A 21,696-nucleotide genomic window follows, 5' to 3' on the forward strand; every position below is an offset into this window, starting at 1 on the left:
TATGCGGATGGTAAGACGTTATAGCTTGCTGATTTTGATCTCGCCCTTGCTGTTAGCACAGGCGCTGTGGGTCAAATGGCGAACACCTAAATTGCCCGAGCCTTCTGGCCCAAGACGCGGTGAACTCGGTGAAGGGCCAAAGTTACGTCTGTTGATTTTGGGAGATTCGGCCGCCGCAGGTGTTGGAGTGATGACTCAGCAGCAGGCGCTGGCGGGACAAGTTGCTACACGTTTGAGCTGTCATTATCGCCTCCATTGGCAGCTTGAAGCCAAATCAGGCATGACCACGGCGCAAACCCTGGCGGTACTTGAGCGCTGTCAGCTAGAGGTCGACTGGGTGTTAATCTCACTTGGGGTGAACGATCTGCTGTCGCCTTTAGGCGTCAAACGCTGGGTATTTAATACAGAGACATTGGTAGAAACCCTGCTGCAAGCCTCTCCCAGCGCCAAGATCTTACTGACTCCCTTGCCTCCACTTGGGCACTTTCCCAGGTTTCGTCAACCGTTAGCCGGCATGCTGCGTCGCCGTGAGGTGCTCTTTAATCAGGCATTAAGGGACTTTTGCCGTCGGCATAGGGCCTGTGAACTGCTCGCCTTGCAGCTGCCATTGACCTCAGATGCCTTGGCCTGCGACGGTTTCCACCCCAGCGCCATGAGTTATCAAGTGTGGGCTGAGGCCGCCAGTGACCAAATCTTAGCGCTACATCCCCGCAGCTAATCGATATTGAAGAAAGCTTTTATCTCATCGATTTGGCACATGGCATCTTGATAACCCAAGTTAATCAGCGCGCTACAGTAGGGCTGCTCAAACAACAGATAGGAGACGATACTCGAGTCCGATTGTTGATTGATGCCGATTAACCTCAGCAGCAGTTTGACCGCCATCGGCATCTCATGATAGTGCTGAGCGGCGATCAGGCTGAGATCTTCGCTGGGTTTTATCACTAAGGTGTTTATGGTCTTGAGCGACGCCTCATGTTTACGCTCCTTGGGGATCAGGTTGAGGGTGCTATTGATCCGCTGCAGGCGTTCCAGATCGCTATTTAGGGTGTCGGAGAAGATGGTATCGAGCAGGTGACCTGCGATAGTAGCCGTCTTAGGATGATGCTCAAACTCTTTGTGGACCTGCTTATGGGGGCTCTCTAAATTGATCACCATGATCTTCTCTGCGCCCAAATGAATAGGGCTGCTTAAGGGAGCCAACTGGTGCACCGAACCATCGCCATAATAGCCGCGATTAAGCTTGATAGAGGGAAACACCAAAGGAATAGCGGCACTGGCCAGCAGATGTTCTGTATTGAGATGCGTGCGCTGGCCACCTCGCCGGGCACGCTTCCACTCATCTATCTCCTTGGCTGCCTGAAAGAAGCTCACCGAACGTGAAGAGTTATAACAGGAGGTATCGACACTCAGGGCATGCAGGGCGCCGCTGGCAATATTGCGATCGATTCGTTCAAAGTTGATCAGGTTATTGAGCAGATCACGTAGCGGGTCGTTGTTGAACAGGCTGCCGGCATCGGTATTAATCTTTGCATCTTGCAGTCCCATCAATGCCATTTGCGCTAAATGAGAAAAGACGCCGCCGAAAGAGGAGCGGTAGACCTTGTGGGTGTTAAAGTGGCGCCAGACCCATTCGAGTTTGCGTACGCCGAGATGGAAACAGGAGGCGTGAGTCGCGATAGAGGTGCCATTGATGGCGCCAGCAGAAGTGCCGCAGATGATTTTGAAAGGGACGCCATGATTGCGGGGATAGAACTGAACTATCGCCTTGAGAACCCCTATCTGGTAAGCGGCGCGTGCGCCGCCGCCCCCTAACACCAATGCTGTTTTATCTGGCAAATGCGTTTCCCCTGTGTCCCAAAACTACCTGAGGCAAGCTCGCTCTATCGGGTTTATGCAACTTTATCTATTCGTACCTGTTTCGTGGGTAGCGTCCAAGACAGTGCTTCTTATTGATTAGAATATGTGAGCCCAGAATCTTGTTCAAGCAGGCCTATATGTCTGAACTTTTGCTCTGCTTTTGTGCGCCATTTTAGTCAAATAAGGTGAAATAGGCGGCGTTAACCTCTTCTCTAGCATAAATAATACGGTGGCAATCTAGATAATAAGTCTATATTGACCTGGGCTCAGATATCGGCTTTTCACCGCGATATATCTCTATCTACTTGTAATGTAAATGTTAACTGACAAAGCTGCACAGATACAATGATTTTGGGTCGGTTTGATAATCTTTAAGGTTCGCGTAGACTGAGGCTGAGTACATATGAGGGATCAAAAATGTTACAGCCACTAAAAATAATAATAGCTGATGATCATCCACTGTTTAGGCAAGCACTCGTTAATACCTTAACCACTCAATTCGATCAGCTGATGCTGTTTGAAGCGGAAACGGTAACGGCCCTGGATGAGATTTTACAGCAGCATCAGGATGCAGACCTGCTTTTATTGGATCTGAATATACCCAATGCTCATGGATTTAATACCTTAGTTAATATTCGCAACACCTATCCCCATATCGGGATTGTGGTGATCTCCGGCCAGGAAGATAAAGTCACCGTGGGCAAGGCGATGTCCTTCGGTGCGGCCGGTTTTATTCCTAAATCCTCCTCGGTCGAGCAGATGGTCAAGGCGATTAATGCTGTCATGGCTGGTCGGCAATGGACACCGCCGGGGTGTGACGATCTCAGCGCCATCACCCTAGACAGCGTGAGCAGTAAGATTGCCAGCCTGTCACCCCGTCAGCACAAGATCTTGATGATGTTTGCCGATGGTCTGCTCAATAAGCAGATCGCCTATGAGTTGGGTTTGTCAGAGGCCACCATCAAGGCCCACGCCAGTGCCATCTTCCTTAAACTTGGTGTTCATACCCGTACGCAGGCGGTGATCGCCATGAGCCAGCTCTATCTGGAAAAGACATCGCTAACCACAGAAGTGGAAGAAGCCTAGCTTTCGAGAGTAATGAAAATGCCCCGCAGTGGTTTAAGTCCGCTGCGGGGCGTTTGCTTTTAATCGCTCAGGGGATCCACCAGGCTATAATGGGGATTAGCTTGGGCCGAGTAGTTGTTATGCAGGCTATTGGCCAGGGTGGCGCTCATCACGGCGCGCAGGGCGATAGGCTTGATGATCTTACGCAGATAACCATAGCCCAGGGCCTTGGTGCGCTGCACCACCTCCTCGTCAATCGTAGCTGTGATCAGAATGGCCGGAATAGGGCGGCTGGATAGGGCTTGCAGCTCTGCCATAAGGTCTAGGCCATTGAGGTTATTATCCAGTTGATAGTCCATCAATACGATATCGATTTTACTGGCGAACTGGTTAACGCAGGCCTTGGCTTGCTGCGCCGAAGAAGCCGTATGCACCTGACACTTCCAGCCTTTTAATAACTCCTCCATGCCAGCCAGCACATTGGGGTCGTCATCGACGCACAGCACCCTGACGCCATTGAGGGTGAGAATATCGGGCTGGGTTGCTTGTTCATCTTGCTGCTGAGGTTTCACTGCAGCCAGGCTCAGGCTAAAGATACTTCCCTGATTGACTTTCGATGACAGGGTGAGTCTGTGTTGCATCAACTCGGCGAGTCCCTGAGCGATATTCAGCCCCAGACCCAGACCATTAACCCCTTCATGTCCCGAGTGCTGTAGGCGGGTAAATTGCTCGAAGATCACCGCCTGCTTGTCATCAGGGATACCTGGGCCATCGTCCACCACTTGAATGGCCACAGTGTCACCGTGACGGCGACACCCCAGCAGAATACGTCCACCACCGGCGTAGCGAAAAGCGTTGCTGATCAGGTTCTGTAAGATACGTCTGAGCAGCACCTTGTCGCTGCGTACCCAGAGTTTGGTCTTGATGCACTTAAAATCGGCCTGTGTGGTGCTGGCCATGGCGCTAAACTCCTCCATCAGCGAATCCAGTACCTCTTGCAGGGCAAACTCGGTGATCTCGGGCACCACAGTGCCTCCTTCGATACGCGACACTTCATTGAGATCCAGCAGCAACTCGTTGGCCACCTGTAGGGCATTATCGATATAGCCTATCTGCTGCTTCTGTTTGTTTGACAGCTGCCCGCCCTGTACGAACGCAGAGGAGAACAATCGCGCGGCCGACAGGGGCTGCAGCAGATCATGGCTACAGGCCTTGAGGTATTGGCTCTTCTTCTGATGCGCCTGCTCTACTTTTTGCAGCGCTTCGGCCAGTTCGGCGTTAGATTTGGCCAGCTGTAGATTCGCCTGTTCTAAGCGCTTGGTGCGCTCAAATACCCTGGCTTCTAAGTCTAAGTTTTTCTCCTTTAGCAACTTTTCCGCTTCGCGGTACATGCTGATGTCGGAGAAGATCATCACAAACCCTCCACCTGGGATAGGGTTACCCTGGATGCGTATTGTCTTGCCATCGGGCTGGATTCGCTCTGTGCTGTGGCGGCTGCCCTGGCGCAGGAAGTTGAGGCGCCGCTCAATCTGCTCATCCAAGTTAGGCACATAGCCCTTGCCAAATTTGAGGTTGTATTCAATCAGCTGCCTCACCGGGCAACCGATATAGACAAGATCATCGGGATAATTAAACAGGCTCAGATACTGCTGGTTCCAGGCCACCAGATTAAGATCTTTATCGATAACTGAGATCCCTTCACTGGCGTTTTCGATGGCGCTGTGCAGCACGCTGCGGCTAAATTCCTTACGGTGACTGGAGGCTTCCTCTACCAGTTGTGCCACATCTTCGATAGCGATATCACGCCCATGCAGGGCGCAAGAAAGCACTAAACGCGCCGACGCCGAGCCCATAACGCTGGCGAGCATATTTTCGGTGAAGAAGATCAGCGCTTGGTTATGGGCATTTTTATCTAAAATGGGCTGGGGCTGACAGGATAAAAAGGAGTAAAACCCCTGAGCCGCCTTGTCTTTGCCTACAAAGCGAGCCACCAGAAGTTCGAGTTCTGTTGGGTTCACATGCTTAGGTACGTCTGGCAGTGCCTTGTCCAGCTCAGGACGTTCGATAAAGTGACCTATCTGCATCTGCTCATGCACGCTCTGGCGGGTAAAGGAGGAGACCAACCAGATGGCCGTGACGTTGACAAACAGCCCCACCAGGGTGGATAGGGTGGTCATCGAATACTCACTACCGGCAAAGGGATGGCCGTAGAGCCCAAGTTGTGGCAGCAGGTTGAGCACCAGCCATAGGGCGAAGCCACTGGTGATCCCCACCAAGACACCGATCAGCGTGACCCGGCGCCACAAAAAGGCGGCAAACAGGGCGGGGCCGATTTGGGCTATGGCGCCAAAAGCCACCTCGCCAAGGGAGGCCAGGGTGTCGGGCGGGGCGATGAGAAACATGCCATAGCTCATAAATATCACTAACAATACCAAGGCTTTACGGATATTTAGCAGGTGCGAGCGAAACTTATGAAAGTCGTTGCTCTGGATATTGTTGATCTTAAAAAGGGTCGGGAAAACAATCTCGTTACTGAGCATTGTGCTTAGGGCGATGGTTGAGATGATCACCATGGAGCTGGCGGCCGAGATGGCGCCAAGAAAGCTAAACAGCCCCAGCCAGATATCGCCGCTGAATACCGGCAGAAACAGCACATAGGCATCGGCTTCCAGCGAGTCACCATAGAGAATGTTGCCCGCTTGCCCCAGTGGGGTAGCGAAGAAGGCAAACACCAGCACATACAGGGGAAAGGTCCAGCGACTCCAGAGCATATGTTTCTGCGATTTTAGCTCGACGATCATCACCTGAAACTGTCTTGGCAGACACAGAAACGCAGACATCACAATGATCAACAGGCCAAACAGCGAGATTAAATTGGGGTAAGTAAACTCATTTTCCATGGGATTGATCGCTGTCGCCTGACGCCAGATATCCATGGGGGAGTCGAAGAGAAAGAAGGAGACAAAGATCCCTATGGTGAGGTAGGCGATAAGTTTCACTAAGGACTCGAAGGCGATGGCCAGCATCATGCCCGGATGGCGCTCGGTTACATCGATAGCCCTTACCCCAAACACTATGGTGAAACCAGCGAGGATCAGGCTCACCACTAAGCCTAATTGCCAGGAGGAGAGCAGGTGGTCTTGGCGCAAGATCTCATAGGAGTTCACTATCGCCTTTTGCTGCAGCGCGATATAGGGCAGGGTGCCAAACAGGGCAACGAAGGTGACGACTACGGCCAAGAGGGGCGACTTACCAAAACGGGCCGCCAGCAGATCGGCGATGGAAGTGATATTGAGCTTAAGGCAGACACGGATCACCCGCTGAATAAAGGGCCAGGCAAAGATAAACAGCAGAATGGGCGCAATATATACGGGCAAATAGGAAAAGGAGTTATGGGCGGCCTGACCGGCGGTGCCGAGAAAGCCCCAGGAGGTACAGTAGACGCCTAGGGAGAGAGAGTAGATGATGGTGTGCTGTCCGGAGAACCACTTGCCACGGTACTTATCACCCAGAAATGCCATGATAAACAGCAGGCCGATATAGCTGATGCTGATGGCAACCAATAGCCAATTTGGGAACATCTATTACTTTTCCTATATTTTCAGGAGTTTATGTAAGCCATCCCGGCTGACTCCTTTTATTTTGTTATTCAAGTCAACATACCACAGTTGGCGCCAAAGTCGGCATTTCCCCACCATCGACTTAAGTATTAGTGCTGACGGCTTAAGCCTCAGGTCTTGCGCCTTTTGGTCTACTACCGCTGCATTACTACCTATTCCCAATTGAGGCCAAGCGGGCATTTCTCCATCTTGGAGGCAACCAAAAAAGGGGATAATCAAGATGATATCAACAATAAAAAAACTCACACTTGCAACTTCACTCGGCCTGATGGCCAGTTCTGCCATGGCCGGCTACGACTTTAATGTTGGTGACGATGGCAAGCTGTCCTTTGGCGGCTACCTTAAGGTGGACGCTCGCTATGTTAACGGCGATGTTGCCTATCGTGACTTCTGGATTGGTACGGGGGTGCCGCGCGAAGAGAGCGCGTCACAGTTCCGTATCTTCGCCAACGAATCCCGCTTCAATACCAAGTATGTTCATGGCGATGTGATGGGCTTCATCGAGATGGATTTTCTCGGTGGCGGTGGCAATCAGGTGGTGTCGAATTCGGCTAATCCGCGTCTGCGTCACGTCTTTATCAAGTACAAAGATCTTACCGTGGGTCAAACCTGGACCACCTTTATGAACACCAGCGCTATCCCTGAAACCGCTGATTTTGCTGGCGCTACCGTAGGTCTGGCTTTCGTGCGTCAGGGACAGATACGTTACGACATTGGCGGCTTCCAGGTCTCTATCGAGAACCCTGAGAGTCACGGCGGCGATACCGACAATGACGATCTGCCAGATGTGGTGGCCCGTTATAACTTCAAGGGTGATTGGGGTAACGTTTCTATCTCGGCCCTTGGCCGCAATCTCAATACCTTGGGTGGCAACAGTGAAACCGCCATCGGTGGTTCGATAGCCGGTCGCATCAACACCTTTGGTAAAGACGATCTGCGCTTCCAGTTCCACCAAGGTGAGGTGGGCCGCTACGTAGGTCTGGGCGTGACCAAAGATCTTATCGGTGAAGAGGTGGAAACCAGCACCTCTTACCTAGCAGCTTACCGCCACTACTGGACAGATACCCTGCGCAGTACCTTCCTCTATGGCCGCATCGAAACTGACGAGTCAGATGCCGACCGCAGCCAGTGGAGCGTCAACCTGTTCCAGAACCTGACCCCAGCATTGGCGGTGGGGATCGAAGTGGGTAACTTCGCCCTGGATGACCAGAACGTCGATTCCAACTACGCACAGTTCTCAATGCGATATGCCTTGTAAGTGCTCTTAGGGGAGGCTCTCTCCCCATTTTTTTTCCGTTTCATTTCGCCAGGGGCCATGCCCTTGGCTGCCACCGCCGAGACACCCAGGCATTGCCGTTTAAAGGAGTAGGGTTGTGAAAGATACCATTTTAAGTGTGGATCAGATCTCGCTGGCATTTGGTGGGGTAAAGGCCCTGACCGATGTGAGTTTCGAGGTCGAACGAGGCGCCGTGTTCTCGATTATCGGTCCCAACGGGGCGGGCAAGACCTCAATGCTTAACAGCATCTCGGGTCGCTACCGGCCTCAGAAGGGAACCATCCATTTCGATAACCAAGATGTGACCCATCTTAGACCCAATGCCCGCGCCGATCTCGGCATAGGGCGTACCTTTCAAAACCTGGCGCTGTTTGGCCACATGTCGGTGCTGGATAACATTATGGTGGGTCGTCATCACTTGATGAAGAACAACTGGCTTACCGGCCCCCTTTACTGGGCCTCGCCGGCACAAAAAGAGGAGTTGGCTCACCGTCGTCAGGTGGAGGAGATCATCGATTTTCTCGACATCTCCCATGTGCGTAAGTCCATTGCCGGCACCCTCTCTTATGGTCTGCGTAAAAGGGTAGAGCTGGCGCGTGCCATGGCGCTTAACCCTAAACTCATCCTGCTCGATGAGCCGATGGCGGGGATGAACCTGGAGGAGAAGGAGGATATGGCCCGCTATATCCTGGATCTCAACGAAGAGTTTGGCATTACCGTGGTGATGATTGAACACGACATGGGGGTGGTGATGGATATCTCCCATGAGGTGATGGTGCTCGATTTTGGTAAGAAATTGATCTCAGGCCTGCCCGAAGCGGTGATGGCTAACGAGCACGTGAGACAGGCCTATCTAGGCCTTGAAGATGACGAGCAATTACAAGAGGTTGGCTAATGACACAGGTAAATAATGCGTCGACGGCGCGGGCCTTCGACATGGGCGATCTCGATACCTTTCCCAAGATCTTACGCCACAATGCGGCCAATTGGGGTAAAGAGGTGGCCATGCGCGAGAAGGAGTTCGGCATCTGGACCGAATTCAGCTGGCAAGATTATCACAACCGGGTGAAGTGGATGGCGCTGGCCTTCGATCATCTGGGCATCAAAGCCGAGAGCACCATAGCCCTGCTCGGCGAGAATCGCCCCGAGTGGGTCTGGGGCGAGGTGGCCGCCCATGCGCTGGCCTGCTTCTCACTGGGGATCTATCAAGATTCGCTTCACGAAGAGGTGGCTTATTTGCTTAACCGCAGTGAGGCTCAGGTGATTGTCGCCGAAGATGAGGAGCAGTGCGATAAGCTGCTGGAGCTGGGCGACAGCATCCCCTCGGTGAAATATATCGTCTACTGCGACCCACGTGGTATGCGCAAGTATGACGACCCACGTCTCATCAGTGTCGAGGAGATCTATCGCCTCGGCCAGGAAGTGGATAACACCCAGCCGCGCCACTACGACAACCTGGTCGATGCGGGCAAGGCGGAGAACATCGCCATCTACTGCACCACTTCGGGCACCACTTCTAAGCCCAAGATTGTCTTGCTGCAGGGCAGCAAGTTTATCGACCACTGCTGCTCTTACCTCAGGGCCGATCCGCGTGCGCCGGGCGACAACTATGTCTCCGTGCTGCCGCTACCCTGGATCATGGAGCAGGTCTACGCCGTTGGCCAGGCGCTTATCGCCCGTCAGATCGTGAATTTCGTTGAAGAGCAGGAAACCATGATGGCGGATCTGCGCGAGATAGGCCCAAGCTTCGTCTTGTTAGCGCCTAGAGTGTGGGAAGGGATCCTCGCCGATGTGAAGGCGCGCATGATGGACTCGACCCCGCTCAAGCAAAAATTGTTCGACTTTGCCATGAAGCGCGCCGAGCAGCGACTTGCCGATGGCGGGCGTTCCAAGCTTGCCGACATCCTGCTGATGAAGGCGCTGCGCGATCGCTTAGGTTTTTCCTTCTTAAAATCGGCGGCCACCGGCGGCGCGGCTATGGGGCCTGATACCTTTAAGTTCTTCCAGGCGATCGGCGTGCCGCTGCGTCAACTTTACGGTCAAACCGAGATGTGCGGCGCCTACACCATACATGAAGAGCATGATGTGGATTACGACACTGTGGGGGTGGCCTTCGATACCGCCGAGCTTAAGGTGATCAACACCGATAGCGAAGGAGTGGGTGAGGTGATTGCCAAGACGGTAGGCATGTTCAACGGCTATCTGGGCGATCAGGCCGCTTATGACGAAGACGTCAAAGATGGCTGGATGCACACGGGGGACGCCGGTTACTTCAAGCCATCGGGCCATCTGGTGGTGATCGATCGTATCAAAGACTTAGCCAAGACCAGCCAGGGTATTCAGTACTCGCCGCAATATATCGAAAACAAGCTGAAGTTCTCCTCCTTTATCGGTGAGGCAGTGATCTTAGGTAAGGATAAGCCGTATTTGTCGGCCATCCTCTGTATCCGATTCAGCATCGTCTCCAAGTGGGCCGAGCAGCAGGGACTGGCCTTTACCAACTACACCAATTTGTCGAGTCTGCCCGAGGTCTATGAGCAGCTACAGGCCGAGGTGGAGCGGGTAAACGAGACCCTGCCTGATGCGCAGAAGATCAACAAGTTTATCTTGCTTTACAAGGAGCTGGACGCCGATGACGGCGAGCTGACCCGTACCCGTAAGGTAAGACGTGGGGTGATTGCCGACAAGTATGGCGAGATCATCGAAGCCATCTATGACGACCAGTCCCATGTGGATATCGACACAGTGATCACCTTCCAGGATGGCACTAAGTCGCGCATCAAAACCCAAGTTAAGGTGGCGACAGTGATCGCGCCAAGCCAGCCCATCGAGGGCGAGGCGAGTCAAAGGAGAGCATCATGAATTTTGAACTCTTAATTCAACTTATCATCAATGGCCTGATCGTCGGCCTCTTGTATGGTGTGGTGGGCATGTGTTTCGTGCTGGTGTACAAGTCGACCCAGATCGTTAACTTTGCCCAGGGGGAGTTTCTGCTGGTGGGAGCCTGGGTCTGCTGGGCGTTTCTGACCTATTTCCAGCTGCCGTTTTTTATCGGCTTTATTCTGACCCTATGCTTTATGGCGGTGTTCGGTATCTTGCTGCAGATGATAGTGCTACGCCCCATGATAGGTGAGCCCATTATCTCGGTGATCATGGTGACAATTGGCTTGTCTATCTTCTTCCAGTCGCTGACCAAGTGGATCTTTGGCGTCTCGCCCCAGAGCTACCCTCAGGTGTTCGATACTCAGTCCATCGCCATCTTCGGTCTGAACATAGAGCTGGCCTATCTGATGAGTACTGTGATCGCGATACTCATCATGGCGGCCTTCTTCATCTTCTTTAAATACTCCAAGCATGGTCTGGCGATGCGTGCCACCGCGTTTGACCAGCAGGTGGCACAAAGCCTGGGGATCTCGGTTAAGCAGGTGTTTGCCATGAGCTGGGGCATCGCCGCCACAGTATCGGCGACGGCCGGTGTGGTGATCGGCATGGTTAATGGCGTGTCAGACTCCCTCTCGACCATAGGCATCAAGGTGTTCCCTGCGGTGATCCTGGGCGGACTGGACTCCATCGTCGGTGCCATCGTTGGTGGTGTGGTAATTGGCGTGCTGGAAAACATCGCCGAGTTCTTCGACAGCCAGTGGCTGCATATCGGCAACATGTACGATATCGCGCCTTTCTATGTCTTGCTGGTGATTCTCTGGTTCAAGCCCTATGGCCTGTTCGGTACCCGTGATATCGAGCGAATTTAAGGAGTACGGCTGATGACACACCTAATTGCGTTCGACCTTATTGCAGCTCAAGGAGTTTTCTATGTCTAGTTTAGCGATGCGCCCGTGCGGGGATTTTCGCACCAGCTATAAAGCTGACAACACGATTTTTGAAACCAAGACCATACGCCTGGTGACCTTTTTGGTGATCGCGCTGGCCTGCGCCGCGCCCTTGGTACTGGATGGTTATTTTCTGACCCTGTTTATTCAGATCTCATATCTTGGCATCGCTGCACTTGGACTGAATATCCTGGTGGGCTTTACCGGGCAGATATCCTTAGGTCACGGCGCCTTCTTTGGCTTTGGCGCCTTCGCCTCGGCCTGGCTTAATACCAGCTTTAATATCCCTGTGGTGTTTTGTATCCCCTTAGCGGGCTTTCTCACCATGGCGGTGGGCATGATGTTTGGTATGCCAGCGGCGCGTATTAAAGGGCTTTACTTAGCCATCGCCACCCTGGCGGCCCAGTTTATCATTCAGGACTTCTTCGGCCGCGCCGAGTGGTTCTCGGGTGGTTCCTCTGGGGCCATGGCGGCGCCGGTCAGCCTGTTTGGTTTCGATTTCGACACAGATAAGAGCTTCTACTTTATCGCTCTGTTTGCCCTGGTGTTTATGTATATCTGGGGTTGTAACCTGATGCGTAGCCGTGACGGCCGCGCCTTCGTGGCGGTGCGTGACCACTATCTGTCGGCCGAGATCATGGGGGTTAAGCTCAACAAGTATCGCCTCTTGTCCTTCGGCATCTCCTCTTTCTATGCCGGTATTGGTGGCGCCCTGTACGGCCACTACCTGGGGTATGTCTCTGCCGAGGGCTTCACCATCTTAATGTCGATTCAGTTCCTGGCCATGGTGATCATCGGCGGTTTGGGCTCTATCAAGGGCACCCTGATGGGGGTGGTCTTTATGGTGCTGCTGCCCGAGGTGTTAGAGGGCATGGTGGGACTAATGAAGTACACCGACTTTGGCAATCTGCCCATGGTGACCGACGGTCTGGCCTATATCAAAGAGATGGCTATCGGCCTAGTGATCATCTTGTTCCTCATCTTCGAACCTGAGGGGCTGGCCCACCGCTGGGGACAGATTAAGAACTACTGGAAGTGTTACCCATTCGCCTATTAAGTCGAGCACTGATAAGGGCGAGGACAAATAAATTTGATGTAAAACCGACACAGTTTGAATAGCAATGAGCGTTGATCCTGGCTGTAGCGCTGCCTTAACCGCATTCAATCTAAATGGATCATGTTGAAGGAAGATAACGATGACTAAAAAAATATTACTTAGCACCACGCTTGCTTGTTTCGCCTTTGCCTCGGGGGCTGCCCAGGCCGAGGATAAGGTTTTTGTTGGCCACCTGGCCGATATGTCTGGCCCTACGGCCTTCGTGGGTAAGCCGTATGCCGACGGTGTGCGTGATGCGCTGGCTTATATCAATGCCAATGGCGGCATCGACGGCACTAAGCTGGAATATGAGACCATAGACTACGCCTACAAGGTGCCTCAGGCGATCGCCTCTTACAAGAAGTGGTTGTCGCGTGAAAACATGGTTGCCATGCAGGGCTGGGGAACGGCCGATACCGAGGCGCTGATCTCTTTTGCCGCCAAGGATAAGACGCCTATCTTCTCTGCCTCTTACTCGGGCCACTTGACCGATCCTCAGGGCAAGAACCCTAAGACGACTAAGCCTGCGCCTTATAACTTCTTCTATGGCGCCTCATACTCAGATGCCTGCCGCGGTCTGGTGCAGTGGGCGGCCGACGACTGGAAGGCCAAGGGCGGCCAGGGCAAGCCTAAGTTTACCCATATCGGCGCCAACCACCCTTTCCCGAACGCGCCTAAAGAGGCCTGCGCCGAATACGCCACCGAGTTGGGTTTCGACGTACAGCCCTCTGTGGTGATCTCCATGAAGCCGGGTGATTTTAAGGCTCAGTGTTTAAGCCTTAAGAGCTCGGGGACCAACTATGGTTATATCGGTAACCTGGGGGGCTCGGTGCAGTCGCTGATCAAGTCATGTGACACGGTCGGTACCGATATCCAGTTTATGTCTAACATCTGGGGCGGCGACAAGCTGGTGTTTAAGGCTGCCGGTGAAGGGGTGAGGAACTATATCTTCCCAACCATGACCCCCTTCTGGACCGATGATGTACCGGGTATGAAGCTGGTTCGCGAGATCTCTAAGATGTCTGACAGCTCGGGTCAAGAGGAGCGTCTGCACCACTATATTCGCGGCGTCTGCTCAACCTATTTCATGAAAGAGTCGATGGAGTGGGCCAAGGCCAACGGTGGCATTACAGGCGAGAACGTGAAGAAGGGCATGTACGTGCACAAAAACTGGGTGCCTAAGGGGCTAGAGGGCGTCTGCCTGGCTGCCACTTGGACACCGGAAGATCACCGTGGTATCAACCAGGTCAACATCTACAAGGGTAACTTTAACGATGGCGACATTAAGGTTGAGAAGGTTAATCAGGTGACCCTTGAGCGTCGCGTTGACTGGTTAGGCTATTAATCTCTTTTCCATCTGCCGGGTAAGCGAGTCTTGCCCGGCCCGCTTCTTGACCTTGGAGTTGTTATGACACAAGCAGTGCAGTTAAAGCCCGAGACACCACTTCTCTCGATCAACAATATCGAAGTGGTCTATGACGATGTGATCCAGGTGCTACGTGGCGTGAGTATCGATGTGCCACAGGGCGAAATCGTGACCTTGCTGGGGCCCAACGGTGCCGGTAAGTCCACTACCCTCAAGGCGATCTCTGGTTTACTTAAAACCGAAAACGGCGAGGTGTCTCGCGGTGACATTCACTTCATGGGCGAGCGTATCGATGTGAAAAACGCCGATGAGGTGGTGCGCTCTGGCCTGTTTCAGGTGATGGAGGGGCGCCGGATTATCGAAGATATGACGGTGATCGAAAACCTCAAGCTGGGGGCCTATACCCGCCGTGATGGTCAGGTGAACCAGGATATCGAGATGGTGTTCAACTACTTCCCGCGCCTCAAGGAGCGCACCGGGCTGGCGGGTTACCTGTCGGGCGGTGAGCAGCAGATGCTGGCCATCGGCCGCGCCCTGATGGCCAGGCCTAAGATGATTTGCCTGGATGAGCCCTCTATGGGGCTGTCGCCTCTGCTGGTGAAAGAGGTGTTTGGCATCATAGAGAAGATCAACCGCGAGCAGGGTATTACCATGCTGCTGGTGGAGCAGAATGCCAACTACGCCCTTAAGGCCGCCAACTATGGTTACATCATGGAGTCAGGCAAAATTGTGCTCGACGGCACTAAGGCGCAGCTGCTTAACAACGAAGATGTGAAGGAGTTCTATCTGGGGGGCGGTAACGAGACCCGTAAGAGCTTCAAAAACTTAAAGTCGTACAAACGCCGCAAGCGTTGGTTGTAGGGAGGCATGATGGCCGAGTATTACAAACCCGAAGAGACGCTCGCCCCAGAGCTGCGCGAGCAGCAGCTGATGGCGGCGCTGGCAGAGCAGCTCAGCCACGCCAAGGCAAACTGTAGCTATTACGCCGAGCTACTGGCAGATATTGAGTTGACCAGCATCGAAAGTCGCGAGGCGCTGGCGACCCTGCCCATTACCCGCAAGGCAGATCTTATCGCCCTGCAGGCCAAGCAGCCGCCCTTTGCCGGCATGACGCCAAACAAGCCGAGTGGGCGTATCTTCCAGTCGCCAGGGCCCATCTATGATCCCGAGTGTGATGGCCATGATTGGTGGCGTATGGGGCAAGCCTTTTTCGCCGCTGGGTTTAGAGCTGGCGATCTGGTGCAGAACTGCCTGTCTTATCACCTGACGCCAGGTGGCTTTATCATGGACTCGGGCGCGAAGGCCTGTGGCTGCACCGTGATCCCGGCGGGCCCAGGTCAGAGTGAGATGCAGCTGGATCTTATCGCCTCGCTTAAGCCGACTGGCTACTGCGGCACTCCTTCGTTTCTTAATATCTTGCTGGAGAAGGGCAAAGCTTTAGGTAAGGACACCAGCTCTATTACCAAGGCCCTAGTATCGGGCGAGGCGTTAACGCCCTCCCTCAAGGCCAGCTTCGAGGCGGCGGATATCAATGTTAGGCAGGCCTATGCCACCGCCGATCTCGGCCTGATCGCCTTCGAGAGCGTCTCGGGTGAAGGCCTGGTGGTCGCCGAAGGCATCATTGTCGAGATAGTGCGACCCGGTACCTTAACCCCTGTGCCTGAGGGCGAGGTGGGTGAGGTGGTGGTGACCAGCTTTAATCGTGACTACCCACTGGTGCGCTTTGCCACTGGAGACTTGTCAGCCATTTTGCCGGGCGCTAGCCCCTGCGGTCGCACTAATGTGCGCATCAAGGGCTGGCTAGGCCGCGCCGATCAGACCACTAAGGTGAAGGGGTTGTTTGTGCATCCCGAGCAGGTGGAGCGGATTCGCAGTCGTCATCCAGGCATTGCTAAGGTGCGCTTGGTGGTGAGCCGTCAGCAAGAGAATGATGTAATGCATCTGCTGTGCGAGGTGGACGAGGCGATGCGACCTCAGGTCGATATTAGCGCGGTGCAGGACTCGATCCGTGCCGAAACCCAGCTGTCGGGGGAGGTGGCCTTGGTGGCACCTGGTGCCTTGGCGGATGATGGGGTGGTGATCGAGGACCAAAGATAATGGTCTAGGCTTCGTCTAGCCTGACTTTGAGGATAATGCCCGGCCTTGGATGAGGTTGGGCATTTTTGTTGTTTAACTATTAACGTCTAACATCTACCGGAGTTTATGTTGGAAGGATATTTGAAGGTCGCACTTTCATGGCAATCTAGCGCCTGTCCGGCGGGGATCGTGCAAACACTATTTTGGCTCGCCACGAGCACTTCCTTGTGGGCTCTGCGAAATCATCCCTGATTTCGAAGGCCAAAATCGTGTTTGAACTGGGTATCTAACGTCTCTTCGATTTGGCGGTGTTGGTGTGTTTAAGGTATAAAAGCTAACTGATTTTTGCCCCAAAGCTTGTTAGGCAAGGGGTCGACGGAGTTGTAACGAATGGACTTTCTGGTCTGGTAATTTTCATCGCTACACCAGCGTAATGTAATTCACTACTCCCCAACCAAAAAAACTGGATAACTATACAGTCATATTAAAATCATAAGGATTTTGAACGATTTTCATCCGGTATTTGTGCGCGTTTTCACATTCTCGTTTAAGTTAACGAGATTAAAATCAACCATTTAATCTATTCGTTAAATAGATAATAGGTTTGGAAAACGCGCATGCGCGTTTTTGTAGATGGTATATTTGGAAAAATGCTGATAAGTTCATTATATACAGATAGTTAACTGTGCGCGTTTTCACTGGTCCAACGAGGTAAACGCGCATGCGCACTAATAAAATGTTATGTGCTCGGAGGGAATATGGAAATTCAGAAGGTCCTAAAATCTGACTTAGAGGCAGTGACAAGGCTTGTTTCAGAGGTCTCAGACAAGGATGTGCTTCCATTGTTTAATGAACAGGGAAAGCAAGAGTATAAGGACAGAGTTTTACCTGACCTAGTGACAACTTTTGACCATGAGAAGTTTTCATCTGTTAAGGCCGTATCAGGTGGGGAAGTCCTTGGTTTTGCTGCTTTACGTGATGGGAATTATCTAACACATTTATTTGTTGCTAATTCACAGCAAGGTTCAGGTTTAGGTCGTGCTTTATTGAATCATCTGCTCAATCAGACAGATGCTCGTGAAGTTAGCCTGCGTTCATCGGTGAATGCTGTTGAGTTCTACAATCGCAATGGTTTCATAGCAACAGGTGAAGAAGCCGAGTTCAACGGAATTAGGTTTGTACCCATGTCTTTAGTACGCACATAACAAGTGACTGTGGTGTTTAGTCAATATATTTATCCATTTTTTGCGCACCACAGTTCCTCGCTTTTAAGCATGGTATTCAAGATCACGATGAGCTTTCGCATGCAAGCTATCAGTGCTACTTTCGGCATTTTGCCAGCGGCTTTGAGACGCTGGTAATAGCGTTTAAAGACAGGATTACATTGTATGGCTGACATCATCGCCATAAACATGACTGTGCGTATTCTGTGGCGACCACCACGGATTCTGCGTTTACCCTTGTAAGAACCACTTTCGCGGTTCATGGGAGCGACACCAACTAGGGCGGCAATTTCTTTTCTGTTTAGTTTTCCTAATTCTGGCATTTCACTAAGCAGGGTGTAGGAAAGCACTTTCCCCACCCCAGGAACACTCGTCAATATTTCCGATTTGACGCGCCACTCTTTGACCTGGGCTACGAGCTTATCGAGCTTTTCCGTAAGTTTATCTATTTGCTGGTTAAGTGATTTAAGCAAAGTATTAATTGATTTATGAAGCTCTTTAGGCATGATTTGGAGACGATTTTTTTCCATCGTTGCCATTTCAAGTAGCTGGGTTCGTCTGATTAATAAGTCTTTGATTATTTGTGACTGTTCATCCGGAAGTTGCTTTATCTCAGGTTTAATGACTGCCGAAAATTGAGCGATGACTGAAGCATCAATTTTATCTGTCTTTGCCATGACACCGATAGCTTGGGCAAAGCGACGAACCTTGATTGGGTTGACGATAACAACAGGTAAATTAGCCTTATCACAGGCAAAGACAAAGGCATGTTCATAACGGCCCGTCGCCTCAGTGACGATACGTTTTACCGGATGCTGCTTAAGTACCTGAATGACTTTCTGGATATGCTCAGGGTCATTTGGGATAGATAAATGTAAGTCGAGTGGATGTAGAACTATATCGAGTTGTGACTTACCGACATCAACGCCGACATTGATTTCAGTTTGGTTTTTATAGTTGTTCATTATAAGCTTACTCTGCCTTGCTATACGGGCTCGAGGCCCCAATGACTGTTCGAGTTATTGCTAGGAGTTATGCAGCGCTACCCACTTGTTACCGGTCTCTCGTAAGAGGAGCCGCCATTCAATCGAGCTACTGCATAAAGACCCTCAACGGCCATTGAGGGTGGGCCTCCAATTTACCCTAAAATGGAACAGGATTAACCATACAAAGCATTTAAGAGTGATTCGCGACGCTTGGCAGTTTTGCTTCGCTCAAGTATAGCCAAGCGCCGCTCACACCTTAATGCGGCGTTAAATGGAAAAAGTAGAATGAAGGCGAATCTAAAACTGTGGGCACTATTGTTAGTTTCTCATTCGGCATTAGCGGTTATCCCTAGTTTTATTGTAGAGAACAAATGGACGGTATTTATCCCATATCATTCTGTATTTACGCCGTTAGAAATATTCAAAATTTTAGGTTTGCCTGTTTATGGTCAGGCTGGTGAAGATATGTTTATGGCACCAATCACTGTTTTAGGTTGGTGTTTGGTGGCCGCTTTGTGGCTAGTTATTCATTATGGTTTTGCTGTAGCTCTAAGCCATTTAACAAGGCGCTCAAGCAAGGACGGGCTAATGCCCGCTGCTTAGCTTGGCGTTACCAATACTTTTCCTAATCCTTCAGTCTACCTTTAGAGTGTTTGCGTTAGCGCATTTCTGTCCAGATACGGGTTAGTCTGGCTGAATCATTTCTGCCCTTCGGTATTGAAGTTGAACATCTAAATATTTTTGGGGATAGACTTTGACTTACCTTGCTCTAATCAATTTTAAACTGAATTTGTCTAGCAAACTTGTTAATGGAGTAAATCTCTGAATTTGTGTTTATGTGGCTGATATTTAGTGATTTTATTGTTTTTGTGCCGTATTCGTCATTTTGTTCTTTTTGGGCTGCCATGATTTTCGATGCAACTGTGTGTGTTGTTGAATAATTGAATATAATTTATTGGTGGTTATATCAGGCTAGGGAAAGGTAACGGGGTCATTTAACGTTACGTCAATTATCTTGTTGTATCTGATTTTCGGAGTATCTTAGTCAAAGACTATTAAGCGTTTATTGGTACTAAATGACACCGTCGATAGCTCTCTTGTTCTCCGCGATGCATGGTACCGGTAGTTCAAACCCAGGAAGGTTAAAAGGAGACATCTAGTATGAAACGATTTTTGGTCAACATAGCTTCACTGACGCTGTTGTTAAGTAGCTCTGCCCTCTTTGCGCAGAATGAAAGCGAGGTGACCCTATTTACTAACGTCAATGTATTCGATGGCATTCATGAAAATCTTATTCAGAACGCCAATGTTGTCGTCACAGGCAACCGAATCACCGAGATATCTACAGAGCCTCTCGCCGTCGCTGGCGGCAAAGTTATTGATGGTGGTGGTCGCACCCTGATGCCTGGGCTTACCGATGCTCACTTTCACATCATGCATGCCCATATTGCGAGTAGGCAAATTCTTGTCAATGACCTAGGTTATCTGACACTGGCGGGGGCAGAAGCCGCTGAAGCAACGCTAATGAGGGGCTTCACAACGGTTCGCGATCTTGGTGGCCCGGTTTTTGGCATCAAGAAAATGATTGATGAGGGCAGATATATAGGGCCTAGAATATACGCTTCTGGCGCTTATATATCTCAAACTTCCGGCCATGGCGATATGCGTTTTCCTACGTCGATACCAAGAAAAGAGGGCAGAGAGCTTCTTGATGCAGAAATTATGGCGTGGACCAGTATCGCTGACGGAGTCCCTCAGGTGCAAAGACGGGTACGTGAGAACCTAATGAGAGGCGCGACTCAGATTAAGGTTATGGCGGGTGGTGGCGTCGCTTCGTTTAGTGACCCACTGGATGTAATGCAATATACCTATGAAGAAATGAAGGCCGCTGTGGATACAGCAGCAACTTGGAATACTTATGTCACCGTGCATGCTTATTCCGATAATGCGGTTCGAGGTGCCTTGGAAGCTGGGGTTCAATGTATCGATCACGGACAGATGATGACCGAAGCCACGGCAAAACTGATTAAGAAAAAAGATGCCTGGCTGAGTTTGCAGCCTCTACTCAATGATGAAGATAGAATTGTCTTCCCAGAGGGCTCTTTCGAACAACAAAAAATGTTAGCTATGACCTCTGGAACAGAGAAGGCTTACGATTTGGCCAAAAAGTATGATCTTAAAGTTGCCTTTGGTACAGATTTGCAAAACGGCCCTGAGATTGCCGCTAAACAGGGTAAAGCACTGACTAAGCTAACAAGATGGTATGAACCATGGGAAGTGTTGAAAATGGCAACCAGTACCAATTATAAGTTGTTCAAAATGTCAGGCCCTAGAGATCCATACCCTGGTGAAAATGGTGTGATCAAGAAAGGCGCTTTGGCTGATATCCTTTTGGTCGATGGTAACCCGCTAAAGGACATCAAGCTGATTGCCGATCCTGAGAAGAACTTTGTCGTCATCATGAAAGACGGGAAAATCTACAAAAATACACTCAACTAATTGGTCTTAACCCTGGTCCTGTCGTAAAACTGCTAGTCATAGGTGGAGTTACGGCAGGTACCACTCTATTTCCGCAATAGACAGAATTCTGAGTTAAGTGATTTTGCCATACTTGTAGTTGTTCATATCTCGATAGTCTAGAAAATATCGCTGGCAACTTGTTGCCTAAATATGATTTGGTTTTTGATTGTTGCGGATACTGAAGTCGCTAAATCGAAGAGACTGATAACCAGATGTAGATACACTGGTGAGCCTGTGAAACAACGCCACTCTTTGACATTTATGTCAACACGGCGTTTATGAGTCCATGTACATCAGATCTTTTGCCAGAGCCTGCAGGATGTACTCAAACAAGATCCTTGTCTAACTGCCTGTGCTGCAGCCATTCCTCTCGTTTGTTAGCATTAAGCTAAGTTTACCCTCTCATAAGCGTATCTGTACGTGAGGTCATTTCTTCACACTGACTCTTTCACATCTGGCCCTTTCATATCTGACCCTTTCATATATGATCTTTAGGGATATGGGAAATGTCGGCGTGATCTAGGGAGCATCACCGACCCTGTACTCACGACATTGGTGAATCCATCCACTGCATCTGTGGCAGGCAATTGATACACAGCGAAGCCATGGTTACGGCTATCTTGCCAATCCGTAATGCGGCTAGATGCTAGAGCGTATTATCTCTCTACGCTTCTACTCTCTTAACTCCAATGTGACTAAATCGCCTTGATTTCGGTGACGATGGGAAGAGGTTTCGAGCGATATCGGCGTTGTCGTCAACGTATCCCCGATAAGTTGG

General features: G+C 51.0%; 16 protein-coding genes. 13 read left to right on the forward strand and 3 right to left on the reverse strand.

All coding sequences use genetic code 11. The features are described from left to right. Position 1: 1 nt before the first annotated feature. Positions 2-718 carry an SGNH/GDSL hydrolase family protein gene (locus CFF01_RS06235; protein WP_088904224.1) on the forward strand — a complete coding sequence of 239 codons (717 nt, stop codon included), beginning with the start codon at positions 2-4 and terminating at the stop codon, positions 716-718. On the opposite strand, the gene CFF01_RS06240 is transcribed toward CFF01_RS06235, so the two are convergent. Next, positions 715-1,839, reverse strand: a complete 1,125-nt coding sequence (locus CFF01_RS06240) for a patatin-like phospholipase family protein (RefSeq protein ID WP_088904225.1) — start codon at positions 1,837-1,839, stop codon at positions 715-717. The genes CFF01_RS06235 and CFF01_RS06240 overlap by 4 nt on opposite strands. Before the next feature lie 438 nt (positions 1,840-2,277). Here CFF01_RS06240 and CFF01_RS06245 point away from each other — a divergent pair, with 438 nt between their 5' ends. Further along, on the forward strand, positions 2,278-2,946 hold the full coding sequence (locus CFF01_RS06245; RefSeq protein WP_088904226.1) for a response regulator transcription factor: 669 nt from the start codon (positions 2,278-2,280) through the stop codon (positions 2,944-2,946). A gap of 59 nt (positions 2,947-3,005) precedes the next feature. Here CFF01_RS06245 and CFF01_RS06250 read toward each other — a convergent pair whose 3' ends face one another. Next, entirely contained in the window at positions 3,006-6,506 is a 3,501-nt protein-coding gene (locus tag CFF01_RS06250) for a hybrid sensor histidine kinase/response regulator (RefSeq protein ID WP_088904227.1), read from the reverse strand. Between the two features lie 259 nt (positions 6,507-6,765). Between CFF01_RS06250 and CFF01_RS06260 the strand changes: the two genes are divergently transcribed. The 9 genes from CFF01_RS06260 to CFF01_RS06300 all read left to right on the forward strand — a co-directional run bounded on the left by CFF01_RS06260 (position 6,766) and on the right by CFF01_RS06300 (position 17,394). Continuing rightward, entirely contained in the window at positions 6,766-7,803 is a 1,038-nt protein-coding gene (locus CFF01_RS06260; RefSeq protein WP_088904229.1) for a DcaP family trimeric outer membrane transporter, read from the forward strand. Positions 7,804-7,918: 115 nt separating this feature from the next. Continuing rightward, positions 7,919-8,716, forward strand: a complete 798-nt coding sequence (locus CFF01_RS06265) for an ABC transporter ATP-binding protein (protein ID WP_033537577.1) — start codon at positions 7,919-7,921, stop codon at positions 8,714-8,716. After that, positions 8,716-10,683: a long-chain fatty acid--CoA ligase gene (locus CFF01_RS06270; protein WP_088904230.1), complete on the forward strand. Its 1,968-nt coding sequence runs from the start codon at positions 8,716-8,718 to the stop codon at positions 10,681-10,683. Before CFF01_RS06265 ends, CFF01_RS06270 begins: the two co-directional genes overlap by 1 nt. Further along, entirely contained in the window at positions 10,680-11,573 is an 894-nt protein-coding gene (locus CFF01_RS06275) for a branched-chain amino acid ABC transporter permease (protein ID WP_088904231.1), read from the forward strand. Before CFF01_RS06270 ends, CFF01_RS06275 begins: the two co-directional genes overlap by 4 nt. Before the next feature lie 61 nt (positions 11,574-11,634). Beyond that, positions 11,635-12,708 (forward strand): branched-chain amino acid ABC transporter permease, encoded by a 1,074-nt coding sequence (locus tag CFF01_RS06280; RefSeq protein WP_033537579.1) that lies wholly within the window; start codon positions 11,635-11,637, stop codon positions 12,706-12,708. A 139-nt stretch (positions 12,709-12,847) separates the two neighbouring features. Continuing rightward, positions 12,848-14,092, forward strand: coding sequence for an ABC transporter substrate-binding protein (locus CFF01_RS06285; RefSeq protein WP_088904232.1), 1,245 nt, complete (start codon positions 12,848-12,850; stop codon positions 14,090-14,092). A gap of 63 nt (positions 14,093-14,155) precedes the next feature. Beyond that, positions 14,156-14,974: an ABC transporter ATP-binding protein gene (locus CFF01_RS06290; protein ID WP_033537581.1), complete on the forward strand. Its 819-nt coding sequence runs from the start codon at positions 14,156-14,158 to the stop codon at positions 14,972-14,974. A 6-nt stretch (positions 14,975-14,980) separates the two neighbouring features. After that, a complete protein-coding gene (locus tag CFF01_RS06295) occupies positions 14,981-16,210 on the forward strand; it encodes a phenylacetate--CoA ligase family protein (protein WP_332459639.1) in 1,230 nt (409 codons plus the stop codon). A 737-nt stretch (positions 16,211-16,947) separates the two neighbouring features. Then, entirely contained in the window at positions 16,948-17,394 is a 447-nt protein-coding gene (locus CFF01_RS06300; protein ID WP_088904234.1) for a GNAT family N-acetyltransferase, read from the forward strand. Positions 17,395-17,423: 29 nt separating this feature from the next. Here the strand turns inward: CFF01_RS06300 and CFF01_RS06305 are convergent, their stop codons facing one another. Beyond that, positions 17,424-18,377 carry an IS110 family RNA-guided transposase gene (locus tag CFF01_RS06305; protein WP_088904235.1) on the reverse strand — a complete coding sequence of 318 codons (954 nt, stop codon included), beginning with the start codon at positions 18,375-18,377 and terminating at the stop codon, positions 17,424-17,426. Positions 18,378-18,683: 306 nt separating this feature from the next. Between CFF01_RS06305 and CFF01_RS06310 the strand changes: the two genes are divergently transcribed. Continuing rightward, complete coding sequence (locus tag CFF01_RS06310) at positions 18,684-19,001, forward strand: hypothetical protein (RefSeq protein WP_157704953.1); 318 nt, start codon at positions 18,684-18,686, stop codon at positions 18,999-19,001. A 558-nt stretch (positions 19,002-19,559) separates the two neighbouring features. Then, positions 19,560-20,897 (forward strand): metal-dependent hydrolase family protein, encoded by a 1,338-nt coding sequence (locus CFF01_RS06315; protein ID WP_088904237.1) that lies wholly within the window; start codon positions 19,560-19,562, stop codon positions 20,895-20,897. Positions 20,898-21,696: the final 799 nt, after the last annotated feature.

It is taken from the genome of Shewanella marisflavi (assembly GCF_002215585.1).
Lineage (GTDB): Bacteria > Pseudomonadota > Gammaproteobacteria > Enterobacterales > Shewanellaceae > Shewanella > Shewanella marisflavi.

What these genes read in the sequence shown, in the direction of transcription:
- CFF01_RS06235 (WP_088904224.1), top strand. Translation starts at nt 2, where the DNA reads ATGCGGATGGTAAGACGTTATAGCTTGCTGATTTTGATCTCGCCCTTG.
- CFF01_RS06245 (WP_088904226.1), top strand. Translation starts at nt 2,278, where the DNA reads ATGTTACAGCCACTAAAAATAATAATAGCTGATGATCATCCACTGTTT.
- CFF01_RS06250 (WP_088904227.1), bottom strand. Translation starts at nt 6,506, where the DNA reads ATGTTCCCAAATTGGCTATTGGTTGCCATCAGCATCAGCTATATCGGC.
- CFF01_RS06260 (WP_088904229.1), top strand. Translation starts at nt 6,766, where the DNA reads ATGATATCAACAATAAAAAAACTCACACTTGCAACTTCACTCGGCCTG.
- CFF01_RS06270 (WP_088904230.1), top strand. Translation starts at nt 8,716, where the DNA reads ATGACACAGGTAAATAATGCGTCGACGGCGCGGGCCTTCGACATGGGC.
- CFF01_RS06275 (WP_088904231.1), top strand. Translation starts at nt 10,680, where the DNA reads ATGAATTTTGAACTCTTAATTCAACTTATCATCAATGGCCTGATCGTC.
- CFF01_RS06280 (WP_033537579.1), top strand. Translation starts at nt 11,635, where the DNA reads ATGTCTAGTTTAGCGATGCGCCCGTGCGGGGATTTTCGCACCAGCTAT.
- CFF01_RS06285 (WP_088904232.1), top strand. Translation starts at nt 12,848, where the DNA reads ATGACTAAAAAAATATTACTTAGCACCACGCTTGCTTGTTTCGCCTTT.
- CFF01_RS06290 (WP_033537581.1), top strand. Translation starts at nt 14,156, where the DNA reads ATGACACAAGCAGTGCAGTTAAAGCCCGAGACACCACTTCTCTCGATC.
- CFF01_RS06295 (WP_332459639.1), top strand. Translation starts at nt 14,981, where the DNA reads ATGATGGCCGAGTATTACAAACCCGAAGAGACGCTCGCCCCAGAGCTG.
- CFF01_RS06300 (WP_088904234.1), top strand. Translation starts at nt 16,948, where the DNA reads ATGGAAATTCAGAAGGTCCTAAAATCTGACTTAGAGGCAGTGACAAGG.
- CFF01_RS06305 (WP_088904235.1), bottom strand. Translation starts at nt 18,377, where the DNA reads ATGAACAACTATAAAAACCAAACTGAAATCAATGTCGGCGTTGATGTC.
- CFF01_RS06310 (WP_157704953.1), top strand. Translation starts at nt 18,684, where the DNA reads ATGAAGGCGAATCTAAAACTGTGGGCACTATTGTTAGTTTCTCATTCG.
- CFF01_RS06315 (WP_088904237.1), top strand. Translation starts at nt 19,560, where the DNA reads ATGAAACGATTTTTGGTCAACATAGCTTCACTGACGCTGTTGTTAAGT.